Source organism: Burkholderia sp. ABCPW 11 (genome assembly GCF_001523445.1).
GTDB lineage: Bacteria > Pseudomonadota > Gammaproteobacteria > Burkholderiales > Burkholderiaceae > Burkholderia.
Genome location: NZ_LOVM01000041.1, coordinates 152,806 through 166,952 on the forward strand (window position 1 = coordinate 152,806; position 14,147 = coordinate 166,952).

A 14,147-nucleotide genomic window follows, 5' to 3' on the forward strand; every position below is an offset into this window, starting at 1 on the left:
ATTATTCACGGCAGCATCGGACAGTTCTCGCAGAAAGGATAGCCGTGAGCGATCAACACTTCTACAGCGACATCAGATTTTGGCAATTCGCGGTGGCGTTCATCGCCTTATTGCTTACGCAACTGCCTCCAGTTCGGCTTTGGTTCAAGCGCGCAAAACTCGATGTTGAGTGCTTCGACAGAATTGTTCTGGATGAGGAGGTTGGTTCGCCGCACGCGCAGTGGCATCTATCGATCACGAACACTGGTGGACGAGAGGTCCGAATTCAGAAGATCACTCTCGCAGTTGCGCGCGGGCAAGAGCGAAGAGAGAGGTGGCCTCGCTCGTTCGGACAGTTTTCTGAGATTTTTAAGTGGAGCGTCCGAGGCAATCATGCTGCCGATTTGATCGAGGCAGCGTCGCGAAGTATGCCTCATCCGGCGTCTGATCCGCCAGGCTCGAATGGGGCCGTTTCCGGTTGTACAAGTTGATGTACTCGCCGATGGAGCGCCGGGCATGGCTGACCGACTCGTACGCTTTCAGGTAGACCTCTTCGTACTCGATGCTTCGCCACACCCGTTCGACGAACACGTTGTCGCGCCAGCTTCCCTTGCCGTCCATCGACAGCCGGATGCCTCGGCCCAATACGGCTTCCGTGAACGCGTTCGCCGTGAATTGGCTGCCCTGATCGGTGTTCACAATGTCGGGCTGCCCGTAGCGCGCGAACGCTTCCTCGAGCGCCTCGACAGCGTGCACTGCTTCCAGCGTGATCGCTACCCGGTGCGAGAGCACCTTGCGACTTGACCGATCCACTACCGCCGTCAGGTACACGAAGCCTCGCGCCATCGGAATGTATGTCGTGTCCAGTGCCCACGCCTGATTGGCCCGGGCGATTTTCATGCCGCGCAGCAGGTACGGCCAGATCTTGTGCTGTGCATTACGTCGGCTCGTGTCCGGCTTGCAGTACAGCGCTTCCACGCCAATGCGTTTCATCAGCGTGCGCACGCGGCGGCGGCCGACCTCATGGCCTTCCCGGCGCAACAGCCGCGCCAGCATCCGCGCTCCGGCAAACGGAAACTCCATGTGCAGTTCGTCGATTCGCCGCATCAGCAACTGATCCGCCTCGCTCACGGGCTGCGCCCGGTAATACGCGCTCGATCTCGCGATGCCAACCAGTCGCGTCTGTCGCGAAACCGGCAGCGCATGCGTACGGTCAATCATCGCTTTGCGCTCAGCAGTCCGGCTTTGCCGAGCGCTCCGGACAAAAAATCATTCTCCAGCGTCAACTGTCCGATCTTCGCGTGCAGCGTTTTCACGTCCACCGGCGGCTCGTTCGACGGTGGACCGGCCGCACCGAACACATCCGCCGCGCGCTCCTGCAGTTGCCGCTTCCACTCCGTGATCTGATTCGGGTGCACATCGAACTGCTGCGCCAGTTCGGCCAGCGTGCGTTCGCCCTTGACCGCCGCCAGGGCCACTTTCGCTTTGAACGCCGCTGAGTGCGTCCGTCGGCTTCTCTTCGTCATCTTTCCGGTTCCTTTGCCTGCATTATCGCTGGCTCAGGCCCAGGGCATTCCACTTACCCGACTGTCCGAATTTGCACGGCCACCTCTCTGCGGCCATTGAAACTGAGCTAACGAAACTTAACCAACAATTCCTGGCGGGCCGTCTCAGTGATACGCAACTTGTGCTCGGTGTCGGGCGCATTCAAAATATGGCGAGAGAAGGATTGGAGTCCGGTAAATATTTGGTTGATGCAATAACGGGAAGGTTACTTTGATGAATGCACGTTTCTTTGTTGTTAAATACCGCGCTGGAGACCCAGGCTGCCCTCCATACCTATCGGGAGAATTGAACCGTGATGAATGGGAGTGGCCGATGTATGTGGCTGATCCGTTTGGCGTCGATGTAAAGCATGAATATATTTTCACGCTATCAGATCCATCGATTTCGATTGATTTCGATTTCTATGGAGCGCAAACGAATTACGTGTCAAAAGAGTTTTTGGCTGCGTGTGAAAAATTGGGGGTTAGATATAGGGCGGTCCCCATTGGCATCGTTGCGGGTGGAAAGCCAGCGGGTAATAAGGCGTATTCAATTTTCTTGCCGGCAGATCATGAGTCTCTGCTTGATCGACAAAGGTCGGACTATTCCGAGGACCGGGATCTGGAAACAAAAGAGGTCGCCGAGAATAAGTTGTTTCCAGGGACTCCAATGTATAGTTGGATCAAAACCTTCATTCCGCGCGACGACTGTGCTGGCAATCTTTTTAGATGTACCGAAACAATGGAGCTGGTATGTAGTCAGGGGTTTAAGTCGGAAGTGGAGCGATGCGCATTGAAAGGTATTGATTTTTCGCTGATCGATGAAAGCTATTCCTATGACCCTTGGGGTGAGGCACCGTAGGCCGCTATTTATCTGGGCGCTATGATTTGGATGTGAGGCAATGCGTGAGTGACGTTTACGGTTTGAGGCAGGATGAAGCATTTCAGCCTCTCGTTCAAGTCGATGATGACTGTGAAATCGCATATGACAAGAGCGTAGCTATACGAGCAACCACTCTATGTGGGCGAGGGTTTGGCCGCGACTACGACCCCGTTAAGCTTACGTGGGGCACTTCGCGCAGAAAAAAGACTGGCGACGTTCATACGATGCTATCTCCGTTTCTCGTGTTTAGTGAGAGGGCGCTGGATGTATTGGAGCCGGTACTTCGTGACAGCGGGGAGATATTGCAGGTCGATGCCCCGATAAAAGACATGTCCGGATTTCATGTAACCCGGGTGATAGAGAATGCTGTCGATATGGATGCATCAAAATTCAAAGTCTATCCTCAGGCAACGGTTTTTAATAAAATATTTCTTCTGAAGAGTCAAATTGAAGGGGTTGATATATTTCGCCTAAAAGAAAGTCCTGCTACAGTATTCGTATCCGAGCGTTTTAGAGAGCTTGTAGAGCAAAATAGGCTAAAGGGGTTCGATTTCAGCGGGATTATTTCTCAGTCTGATAAATAGGGTTTAGCAACTCTGTGTGACTGGTCCGAGCCTGGTGCAGGCTGCTTCGATCTCACGAGAGTAAGTTGCGAGAATCATACGTTGGGGGTGGTCAGCTTCTTGGCCTCTATGCGCGGGTAGGCCAACGAAAAGAATTTAGCGGAGCAGCAACGTTGTCACTCGATCAGTTGAAGCGAATGCGAGAGGCAAACCGCCCATCACTCCACCGTCACCGATTTCGCCAGATTCCTCGGCTTGTCGATATCCGCCCCCCGCAAGCACGCCGCGTGATACGCGAGCAACTGCAACGGCACGACGTGCAGAATCGGCGACAACAACCCGTAGTAATCCGGCATTCGCAGCACCGACACGCCTTCGCCGTTGTCGATCCGCGTATCGGCGTCCGCGAACACATAAAGCTGCCCGCCGCGGGCCCGCACTTCCTGCATGTTCGACTTGAGCTTTTCGAGCAGCGCGTCGTTCGGCGCGATCGTGGCGACGGGCATCGTATGCGTGACGAGCGCGAGGGGCCCGTGTTTCAGCTCGCCGGCCGGATACGCTTCCGCGTGGATATACGAGATTTCCTTCAGCTTCAGCGCACCTTCGAGCGCGATCGGGTAGTGCAGCCCGCGCCCGAGAAACAGCGCGTTTTCATGTCGCGAGAATTCCGCGGCCCAGCGTGCGACCTGCGGCTCCAGCCCCAGCACGTCTTCGAGCGCGCCAGGCAGGCGCCGCAACTGCATCGTGTAGCGCGCGAGCTGCGCGTCGTCGACGTAGCCGCGCAGCCGCCCGAGCGTGACGGCGAGAATGAACAGCGCGACGAGCTGCGTCGTGAACGCCTTGGTCGACGCGACGCCGATTTCCGGGCCGGCCCGTGTCAGGAAGCGCAAGCCGGTCTGGCGCATCATCGCGCTGGTCGGCACGTTGCAGATCGCCAGCGTGTCGATGTGGCCGAGCGCCTGCGCATACTTGAGCGCGGCGAGCGTGTCCGCGGTCTCGCCGGATTGCGACACGCTGACCACCAGCGTATTCGGCATCGCGAGCGCGTCGCTGTAGCGGTATTCGCTCGCAATCTCGACCTGCGCGGGGATGCGCGCGATCGTTTCGAGCCAGCGGCGCGCAGTCAGGCCGGAATAGTGGCTCGTGCCGCACGCGAGGATCAGCACGTTGTCGATCTGCTCGAACGCGCGCGCGGCGTCCGGGCCGAATACTGCGGGATCGAACAGCCCGGCATCGGGGATGGTCGCGGCCACGGCCTGCGGCTGCTCGAAGATTTCCTTCTGCATGAAGTGCCGGTATGGCCCGAGTTCGACCACGCCTTGCGCGGACGAAACGGTCTGTATCGCGCGTTCGACCGGCGCGCCGGCGCGATCGAGCACCCGTACGCCACCCGGCGTCAGTTCGACGATGTCGCCTTCCTCGAGAAAGATGAAGCGGTCGGTGATGCCGGCGAGCGCGAGCGCGTCGGACGCGAGAAAGCATTCGCCGTCCTTCACGCCGACGACGAGCGGCGAGCCGGCTCGCGCGCCGATCAGCCGCTGCGGCTCATGCTTGCTGAACACCGCGATCGCATAGGCGCCGTGCAGTTGCGAGGTCGCATCGCGTACGGCGGCGAGGAGGTCGCCGCGATACTTGCTGTGGATCAGATGCGCGACCACTTCGGTGTCGGTCTGACCGTCGAACTCGTAGTGTGCGTCGGAAAGTTGCTTGCGCAACGTTTCGTGGTTCTCGATGATGCCGTTGTGAACCAGCGCGATTTCGTCGCGCGAGAAGATCGGATGCGCATTGCAGGTGGCGGGCGCGCCGTGGGTTGCCCAGCGGGTGTGCGCGATGCCGGTGCTGCCGGTCAGGCCGGCGCTGCGCACGTGGGCGTCGAGATCGGCGACGCGCGACATGCTGCGCTCGCGGCGTGCCTGGCCGTCGACGACCGTCGCCACCCCGCATGAATCGTAGCCGCGATATTCGAGGCGGCGCAGACCCTCGATCAGAATCGGGACGATATCCCGTTGCGCGACCGCGCCGACGATGCCACACATGACTCGTCTCCTTTCCTGTAGATGTCCCCGGACCGTGCGCACGCGTGGATCAGCGCAACGCGGTCTCCGTCGTCGCCGCCGTCGTGAAGCCGCATTGAGCGGGCGCGACCGGGTCGGCCATCCGGCTTTCGAATGCCAGGTAAAGCGCCTCCTCCAGTACGTTCCAGTGCGCGCCGTGCCGGTACGGGCCCGATCGCGCATGCCAGCACGCGACCGTGCTCCTGTCGTTCATCTTGAATGCGATCAGTGCGATCAAGCCCCACGGATAATCGGATCCGGCGAGTTGAAGCCAGGTCTTGCCGTACTTCTGCATCCACTGCGCATAGATCGTCTCGTTCGATTGTTCGGGAACCTGAATACCCGACAGGAGCGGAAAGATTTGTGCGACTTTCGCTGGATAGAACGTCGTGTCGCTGATGCGCTGCGTGCTCGCGCGAAAACCAGTCTGCATGCCGCGCCAGAACACCTTCAGGATCGCGGACGCGAGCCGGTCGGCGCGCTGGCTCCACGGGCCGGCGCGTGCGTAATCGGCATGCCGGACGTAATACGCCGCGAGCGCCCGGAACGCGCTGTGCACCTCGACGTTGTCCATCAGCAGCGCGACGTGCAGCGTCGACGAGATCTGGTAAACGCCGGTGGGCTTGCCGAGCAGCGTGTCGAGATGCGCACCTGCGCGATTGAGGCTGAGTTCCCATGCGGCAGGCAGGCCGTCGGGCGGCGCGAAGCGGGCGAGGAGTTCGATCCAGGTCGCCATCATCGCGTCGTCGGCGTCGGCTTCGGCACAGGCGCTGTACTGGCCGTTCTTCACGCAGTAGCGATCGAAACCGCCGTCCGGACGCTGGCGCGGCAACAGCCACGCGATCCATGTGAGCGCGGCCTGATGGGCGTCGAGCCCGGCATCGGCGGCGCCGAGCAGCGCCTTCGCCGCGAAATAAGGATCGATGCCGGAGCCGTTCAGGCGTACGGTGATCGCGCCGTCGGGACGCTGGTAGAGTCCGTTGAGCTGGAGTTCGGCAGCGTTCGCATGCAGCGCGACGCCGCATGCGGCGACACAGCAGGCGACGCACCACCGGCGGCATAGCCGGGCGGTGGCCGCCGCGCGCGTGCGTGCGGCCGGGAAAAGCGCGGGCCGGTTCATGATTTGGGGCTCCTGCGCGGTGGTCCTGCGCAAATCCCGCCGGGTGCGGCGTTGGCCGCGTCGCGCGCCGGCGGGTGTGTCGATGTCGCGGCTCAGTGCACCTTGGCGCTGGTGAACGTGAGACTGGTGCCGCCGTTCGCGGTCACGAGCCAGTAGGTCGCGTCGGTGATGACGACGCTGCCGCTGCCTTGCGTGATCGACGGCAGTGCGAAGCCCTTCTTCGGCAGCAGCCACGTCATGTTCGCGAGGCTGGTCGGGTGGCTGGCGGCGAACGTCCAGCCGCTGCCCGTGTCGGTGGCCGACCATGTGACGTTCAGGCGCGCGCGGTCGAAGATCGTGATGTCGCTCATCGTGTACCACCTGAACTGACCCATCAGTTTCAGCGTATTGGCTTGCGAGAAGATCGCGGACAACGTCGACGTGTAGGACGACGCACCGAGCGGGTGCGCGTAGATCAGCCGGCTCGTGCGGTTCGCGACGACGAAGTTCATCAAGGATGCGTACCAGTTGTTCACGTCGCTCGTCGGCACCGCGTACTGCTGGAACTCCTCGAACGTCGCGTACTTGCCGAACGGCATCACCGGGTATGCCCACAGGCCCGGGTTCAGCAGTGCGCCGTTGCGGTATGCGCGGGTCGGCGGCGAGCCGGTGTGGCCGGTGAAGTAGTAGCCGTTGAAGCCGTTGCTTTCGAGCCAGTTGACCGACCAGGTCGGCGTGTTGCCTTCCGGCGCCGCATACTCGACATCGGGCAAGCCCGTCGCGGCCTGAACGGCCTGGTGGTTCATCACCAGATACTGCGTGAACGTGCTCGCGTTCGTTTCGCTCGCATTCGCCCCCCAGTAATCGTGGATCCAGCCGCCGTGGCTGCCGACGTGCTGGCCCTTGGTCACGAAATACTTGACGAGATTCTGCGCGGTGGGGTTGTTGGCGAGGTTGATGCCGTTGCCGTCGCCGAATGTCGCTTCATCGGGGCCGGCCGTGATGACGAGCGAGAACGGCCCGTTGTTCCAGACGCCGAGGCTCTTCAGGTAAAGCGCCGGCTGGATCTGGTCGCCCGCGCAGAAGTGCCAGTTGAATACGAGACCCGGCATTGCCTTCGGCAGCGGCGACAGCGACGCCAGGTTCAGCATCTGCGTGCCGAAATAATGCAGGTAGCCGTGAATCAGCATGCCGTCGGTCTGGCCGTCGAGGTAGGCGAGCGGCAGGTTGACGAACAGCACGCCGCCGTTGCCGTACGTGTTGTAGCCGGACACCAGCCCGAAGGTCGGTGAAGTCAGGATCGTCGTGCCGGTGTACGTCCCCTGCGTGACGAAACTCGGATAGGTGAGAAAGCCGTATACGTAACCGGAGATGCCTTCGAGCGTGTCGGTGCTGGTGGCCAGCGTCGACGCGAGCGTGTTGGCCTTCTTGCCGGTCGACGTGCTCAGGAGCGAGCTGGCGGTATACGTCGTGGTCTTCTTCAGCTTGCCGGTCACGGTGCCGGTAAGCTTCGGAAGCGATTGGCTCAACACGCCGCTGCCCGTGGGCGGCGTCGTGTACTGGAACCATGCCCCGTGGTTGTAATTGACGAGGCCACCCGGATTCGACGGACTGGCGGCCAGAAACAGGGCGCTGCCCGACGTCGAACTCGTCGACGTGCCCGCGGTGCTCGTCGATGCGAGCGCGGTCGCCGTCGTGGGGGACGACGAAGCCGTGGTCCATGCCATCGACTTGCCGGGGGGCACCTGGAGCGTGCGCAGCCAGCTGCTCATGCCGGTCACGTTGCCGAGGCCGATCATGTTGCCGCCGTATTGGTCGTACAGCACATAGTCCACACCGACCATGCTGCTGAAGCGCGATTTCGGGCTGACGTAGAAGCCGGCCGCGTTCAGGACGCCGAAATCGTAGACGAGCATCACCTTGCCGCCGTTCAGCGCATAGTTCTGGATCGCCGTCACGAGCGTGTCGTCGGCCGTCGTATGCACCTGGTCGGGCAGGATCAGGCCCGGATACTGCGACAGCGACGCGCCGGCCGCCATGAACTGGCTGTCGGTCATCACCTTGATCTGCAACCCTTCCTCCTGGGCACTGTCGAGCCATGCCGACACGCGCGAATCGGGCAGCGTCAGCGTGTCGGGCACCAACAGGAGAAGCTGGTTGCTGGCTGCCCGAGCGCCGCCTGGACTGAATGCGAACGCGAGCGCGAACAGCGCGAACAGGATCCGCAAGAACTTGCCTGACTTTGCCAACATGGTGTGCTCCTCGCTCAAGGAATGGGGGCGTGCGGCAGCCGGGATGCGGTGTCGCCAGGTCGACCAATCCAGCCCCGTAGGTGTGTGCGGCTGTCCGGTTCGTCGGGTATCGAGCGGTGCGTGTAGACGCCGGCCGGATTGCGCCAATGCGCCGGTCTGCCGCGCAGCCTTCGCCGGTGAGAGGACTCGATGCGACGTTTTGAAAGAAGCGAACAACGTGCCATTGGCGCAGGAAGCCCGGTCCTGCTGGCTTCCTGCGATGCGGGTCGCGCGGCGCGTTCGGAAACACGGCGGAATCGTTTCATCGCTGATACGGTGCGTTTGGACGCGCTATCAGCAGACGGAATCGCGATCGTGCGTCAGCGCGCCGGGCCAGCTTGCACAGTAGGTATAGAGCGTCACCAGCAGGCCGATCAGCAGCGGGCCGCCGAGCAGGAAATAGCAGAACGGCAGGAACAGCAGCGAGCCGTGATGGATGATCGTCGCGTGCAGCAGCATCACGAATGGCAGCGCGAACACGAAGTAGCCGAGCACCAGCAGCGATGCGACGGCTTTTTGCGGCAGCGAGAAATCGAGCGGGTAGTACAGCGCGGCCATGACCAGCGGAACCAGCGCGATCGCTGCGCCGTGCAGCACGAACATGTCGCGCAGATGCAGTTGCGGGACATACGGGAACGTGCCGGGCGCGAGCCAGAAGTACGCGCAAATCAGCAGTTGGGTAAAGCTCGCGATACGTAACAGATATGCAACGGGCAACCAGTTCGTCCGCCGGATGAAAGATGCGGCGAAGCCGGTCGCACAGAGCGCGGCGGTGGCGGCGAGCAGGATGCCGCCCGGCCAGCGGGCGGCGACGTCGATCGACAGCAGCGGCACGCGCGGCGCATCGGGCGGATAGCCGATCACGATCACATGAAGTGCCGGATCGATCTGCTGCGCGCCCCACGCCATGACCGCGCGCCAGTAGCGCCACGCGAGCGGCAATCCGAACCACAGCGACGCGTACAGCGCGGGCGTCAGCAGCGCGATCGACAAGAGCCAGCGTTGCGGGTGCGCGTGGGTGCGCAGCGAACGATCGACGGGAGGACGGACGGGATGCGTGTGCATGGCGCCCGCCCGGTTACCAGCGATAGAAGACGCTGAGTTCGCCGCCGATTCGTGAGTAGTACGGGTTGTGGTAATAGACGAATTCGAGTTGCGTCCCCCACTTGCGCGTGAACCAGTAGCGCCATTTCGCGGTGATCTCGTGGCTGCGGAAATCGGCGATCTGCGTGCCTGAACCGGTGACCTGGTACGCTTCGCGGCCGACGCCGCCGCGCAGCACGATCACGCTCTTGCCGACTTCGCCGTAGGTGACGGCGCCGTAGTAGGCGGGCGCCTTCACCGATCCGGGCGAATCGACCGTATAGTTCGCGCCCGCCTCGAAAATCCACTTCGGCAATGCATACCAGATCACGCCGGCGTGATAGAGCTGATCGCGGTGGCCGCTGCGGTTCCATGCGTAGCCGGCGCCGAGCGACACGACCAGCGAACGATCGGACAATAGCTTGCGATTGATCGACACGTCGACGCGGGCACTCGGCAGGATCGTGCCCGACGTGGTGCCGGAAAAGCCGATTCCGCCGAACCAGTCGGGGCCGAGGTCCTGCACGTAGGTCAGCGCACCGAGCTGCGTGTTCTCGCCGAAGCGGTGCAATTGCGCCAGTTCGCCGAGCACGGTGCGCCCGCCATCCTGATAGACGCCGCGCAGGTGCACACCGTACCAGTCGCCGTAGCCGTGCGTCAGGTGTGCGCTCGAATAGCCGAGCGACAATTCGGTGTGGGACGCCTGCGGCGCCTGCACATGTGTGACGACTGCATCGGGCAGCGGCGGCCGGTTCGTATCCTCGGGCGTGAACTCGGCGAGCGGCACACCGTCCGGCAGGCCTTCGGCGTCCACGCGCACGAACATCGATTCGTCGCGCTGCCGTGGCGTGATGACGGTCGTGGGGAGCGGAGGTTGCACGGTCGGCATGGCGACCTCATCGTCCGGCTGCGCCGCCAGCGCCGCGGGCGCGCCGAAGGCGACGCCGCACAGCATCGCGAGGGTGGCAACCGGCACGCGCGGGCCGCGATGGCTGGGGCGATCGGACATGAGGCGCTCCTTAACGGGATGTGTGGAACCAACCGCTGCGCCATGCAACGAGATCGCCATGCACGCAGGCATGATTGACGACCGAGACGTCGCGCGCACACGCACTGACCGGATGACCGGCGACGCCGATGCGCGCACCCGTCAGCCGAAGCAGGCCGCCGGCCGATACGACGCCGTCGATGCAGCTCGCGTTGGCGAGCAACACGTCGTCGCGCGCGAATACCGCGCCATGCAGCAACGCGTGACGTTCGAGTTCGACGCGATGCGCCTTGACGCTGCCGCGCAGCACGCAGCCTTCGCCGAGTACGAGCGTCCCTTCGACGATCAGGTTGCCTTGCACGACCGTGTGCGCGGGCAGGCGAACGTCGCACGGCAGCAGGTAACGACCGTGCAGGAAGCGATGCGGCAGCGATGCGAAGTGGCGGGTGAGCGAGACCGCGCGGCGCGGGGCGGGCGGTGTGTCCGCGGGTCGCGCGCGGGGCGCCGCGCCGAAGACGATCGGCTCGCCATACAGGCACGCGAAGCCGCCGGCGCCGCGCAGGCGCAATGTGTCGCCGACCACGACGCCACGGAGCACCGCGTCGTCGACGTCGATCAGCGGCGCATGCGCGAGCGTGCCGATCGTCGCGCCGGCGCGGATGTCGATGTGCTCGTCGGCGAACGCGTATGCCGCGCGTGCGCCATCGTCGAGCGTGATCGCGCGGCTGGCGTAGAGCACGTCGTCGCGATGCGCGTCGCGTGCGACATGGATCGTCTCGTCATGCTCGACAGCCAGCCCGAGCGCTTGCCACGGCGGCGCGACGGACGCATCCGCCGGTGGCGTGCCGGCCACGTGCGCGCGCAGCGCGTCGTGCCAGCGCGCGGCGAGCAGCGCCTGATCGACGAACGGCCCGTCGCCGATCGGCAGCGCCGCGACGTCGCTGCGCCGGATCAGTTCATGCAGCATCGGCAGGAACGGCAGGGTGAGCACGCCGGCCACCGGCACCATCACATTGAAGGTCGTCATCGCTCATCGCTCCGGTTTCAACTGCCGGCGAAAACGCTCGGTCTTGTCCCATTTCAGTTCGCGGCGGAACGCGGCGTCGAGCGCGAGTCCCCAGAGTGCGGAGACGACCGCCGCAATCGTCACGCAAAAGCCGACGACGTTGACCGGCACGAGCCGCAGGCGCGTCGAGCGGCCGTCGAGCCGTGCGGCGACGACGATCTCGAAGAACACGCCGAAGTTGCCGAAGGTGCTGAACGAGAACAGCGCGAACAGCGACAGGAGCAGGCCGAGGGCGGTCGAGTTGACGTCGTTGAACAGGTAGAGCGCGAGCGCGGCGCTCCATGCGAGCGCGAGCAGCGCCGGCATCGCGAACACGCCGAGCAGCAGCGCGCCGTCGAGCCGGCAGCGTCGCGAGATCAGCGGATTGCGCAGCACCGGGACCAGATGGCGCAGCATCGTCTGGTTGTGGCCCTTCGCCCAGCGCGTCAGTTGCCGGGCGCGGACGGCCCAGCGCTCCGGCACTTCCTCGTAACATTCGGCGTGGTTCAGATAGACCGTGCGCCAGTCGCTCAGCAACAGGCGGTAGGTCATGTCGGTATCTTCGGCGAGCGTGTCGTCGCACCAGCCGCCCACGGCGTCGAGCGCGCTCTTGCGAATGCCGCCGACTGTGCCGCCGTACTGCGGCACCAGGTTGAGATTGTTGCGGGCTTGCTGATTGACCTGGTAGCCGCCCGCGCGCTCGAGATCGAGCAGCCGCGCCAGCAGGTTGCTGTCGGCGTTCTGCGGCACGACGCGGCCCATCACCGCGCCGACTTCCGGATCGAAGAACGGCGCGACCAGTTCCTTCAGCAGCCCCGGACGCGGCAGGTAGTCGGCGTCGAATACCACCATGATGTCGCCGCGGATGAAGCGCAGCGCGTCCTTCAGCGCGGCTGCCTTGCCCGGCTTGCCGGTATCGCGGTGAAACGGCCGGATCAGCTCGGGCGCGAGTGCCCGGACTTCGTCGATCAATGCGCGCGTGTTGTCGGTCGAGCGATCGTTGACCGGGACGATCGTCAGCCGGTCGCGCGGATAGGTCGTGGCCAGCAGCGCCATCAGGCAATCGACGATGACGGTTTCCTCGTTGTGGGCGGCGACGAAGACCGTGAGCCGCGGCCAATCGCCGTGCGTCATCGTCCGGTAGGGCGCGCGCTGCGGCTTGAACAGGCGGTCGAGGCTGAATACGTAATGCCGTGCGGCATACCCGCACGTCAACAGCGTGAACAGCCACAGATACGCGACGCACGGCATCAGCAGCAGTTCGGGATCGAACGCGAGGTCTGGCGTGGCGGCGGGCGGCGGCGCGCGCGACGCATCGGGATCGGGCGACGCCGGTGCGGCGAACGGGAGCGTCGCGCTGCCGAGCGCGGTGCGCTCCATCGCGATCCGGGCGGGCGCGGCGTTGGTGGCGGTCGCGGCGGGCAAGTCGAGCCCGGCCGGTTCGGCGATCGCCCGCGATGCGGTGTCGCGCACGATCAGCGAGCAGGCAAGCACGATCAGCAGCAGGATGCCTTGCTCGCAGAGTGACGCCATCCGCGTTTGCTTCATGTTCTGGTCCCCGTGCCCGCAACGACGACCGATGAGAGCTGAAGGCGCTCCGTGGATCGCGCGGATGTCAATGGGAAGCGGTCGCGCATTCGTCGCACTGGGGCGGTGATCGGTTGCCCCCGGACGGACGCGTGGCGTCGCCTCCCGGCTTCGTTGCTGTGGCGTCCCCGTCTGTCTGCTGCCATGCGAGTGTTTCGGGACCCACCCGTCTGACGTTAAGCAAGGCGTGAGCCATCTGCCGCGATGCCCCGCGCAGCAAGGGGCCACGCACGGGGAACGGATGCGGCAGACGTGCAGTCGACGCGTTTTGATTCATCGACGAATCAGCGTGCGCGCGTTGCGTTCGCCCCCGACGGCCGATCGCACGCAGCGAGCAGGGCGCGCGGCGACCGGGTCGTCCGGCCTGTCGATGTTGCCGTGCCGGGTGCGGCTTGGCGTGATTGATCGCCGTGCGTCGTGCATCGTGTGCGGGTCGGTCGAGCGGTCGAAACGGGAACCGCCGTCACATGAGACGAATGGACCGGACTCCGATGTATTTGCCGGTTTCGGCTCGGCGTTACAGATTCGCAACATTTCCCACAACCGCGATTCGTGTGACGCAAGCCCCGTCGGGTGGCAGGAAATCCTGTGCGTGCAACGGTAGTCGACGCTCGGGTGCGTGCCGCGCACTGCACAGACGAAAGTGGCGAATCGAGGCGACGCAAAGCGCGTCGAAAGGTATACGCGATTCGCTTCGTCACGGGTACTCGACATGCACGTGCGATTCATCGGACGACGTCGTCAGACGGATCGTGCGAGCGTCCGGCCGTTCGTCGTCGTCGCGTCGAACCGGCGATGCGAGGGGCCGTAGCAGTTGTGAAACATTCCGCACCGCGCCGTCCGCACGCGATGGCCGTGGAACGAAGCGGGCCGGGATGCGGGCCGGCTGGTTTGAATATTGCTGTATTGGGGGGACTTGACGCTCGACACAGCGAGGAACGGCTCATGACGTGATCGCTTCGATACGACGGGACGCCGGTAGCACGACGATTCACGCGGCCCGGACCGCGCGGACGAGGCAGCGCGCTCGC

Annotated in this window: 10 protein-coding genes; 2 read left to right on the forward strand and 8 right to left on the reverse strand. The window is 63.7% G+C overall.

Translation table 11 applies throughout. From position 1 onward, the window contains the following. Positions 1 to 348: 348 nt before the first annotated feature. Positions 349 to 1,505 (reverse strand): IS3 family transposase gene (locus WS61_RS17985; RefSeq protein ID WP_218921210.1). Its coding sequence is split into 2 segments (ribosomal slippage): positions 349 to 1,241 and positions 1,241 to 1,505, totalling 1,158 coding nucleotides; the frame shifts between segments, so codons are not numbered across the junction. Positions 1,506 to 1,758: 253 nt separating this feature from the next. Here WS61_RS17985 and WS61_RS34925 point away from each other — a divergent pair. Continuing rightward, complete coding sequence (locus WS61_RS34925; protein WP_157692751.1) at positions 1,759 to 2,385, forward strand: hypothetical protein; 627 nt, start codon at positions 1,759 to 1,761, stop codon at positions 2,383 to 2,385. A 44-nt stretch (positions 2,386 to 2,429) separates the two neighbouring features. Continuing rightward, positions 2,430 to 2,990: an imm11 family protein gene (locus tag WS61_RS33685; protein WP_095211772.1), complete on the forward strand. Its 561-nt coding sequence runs from the start codon at positions 2,430 to 2,432 to the stop codon at positions 2,988 to 2,990. A gap of 197 nt (positions 2,991 to 3,187) precedes the next feature. Here the strand turns inward: WS61_RS33685 and glmS are convergent, their stop codons facing one another. From glmS to WS61_RS18025, 7 genes are all read right to left on the reverse strand, one after another. Then, positions 3,188 to 5,005 (reverse strand): glutamine--fructose-6-phosphate transaminase (isomerizing), encoded by a 1,818-nt coding sequence (gene glmS, locus WS61_RS17995; RefSeq protein WP_059502013.1) that lies wholly within the window; start codon positions 5,003 to 5,005, stop codon positions 3,188 to 3,190. Between the two features lie 49 nt (positions 5,006 to 5,054). Next, positions 5,055 to 6,143 (reverse strand): hypothetical protein, encoded by a 1,089-nt coding sequence (locus WS61_RS18000; RefSeq protein WP_059502015.1) that lies wholly within the window; start codon positions 6,141 to 6,143, stop codon positions 5,055 to 5,057. 92 nt (positions 6,144 to 6,235) lie between these two features. After that, positions 6,236 to 8,374, reverse strand: coding sequence for a hypothetical protein (locus tag WS61_RS18005; RefSeq protein ID WP_059502018.1), 2,139 nt, complete (start codon positions 8,372 to 8,374; stop codon positions 6,236 to 6,238). A gap of 333 nt (positions 8,375 to 8,707) precedes the next feature. Next, positions 8,708 to 9,478 carry a hypothetical protein gene (locus WS61_RS18010; protein ID WP_059502020.1) on the reverse strand — a complete coding sequence of 257 codons (771 nt, stop codon included), beginning with the start codon at positions 9,476 to 9,478 and terminating at the stop codon, positions 8,708 to 8,710. Between the two features lie 13 nt (positions 9,479 to 9,491). After that, positions 9,492 to 10,505: a YaiO family outer membrane beta-barrel protein gene (locus WS61_RS18015; protein ID WP_059502022.1), complete on the reverse strand. Its 1,014-nt coding sequence runs from the start codon at positions 10,503 to 10,505 to the stop codon at positions 9,492 to 9,494. A gap of 10 nt (positions 10,506 to 10,515) precedes the next feature. Continuing rightward, positions 10,516 to 11,511 (reverse strand): polymer-forming cytoskeletal protein, encoded by a 996-nt coding sequence (locus WS61_RS18020; protein ID WP_059502024.1) that lies wholly within the window; start codon positions 11,509 to 11,511, stop codon positions 10,516 to 10,518. Between the two features lie 3 nt (positions 11,512 to 11,514). Continuing rightward, positions 11,515 to 13,077 (reverse strand): glycosyltransferase family 2 protein, encoded by a 1,563-nt coding sequence (locus WS61_RS18025; RefSeq protein ID WP_059502026.1) that lies wholly within the window; start codon positions 13,075 to 13,077, stop codon positions 11,515 to 11,517. Positions 13,078 to 14,147 lie beyond the last annotated feature (1,070 nt).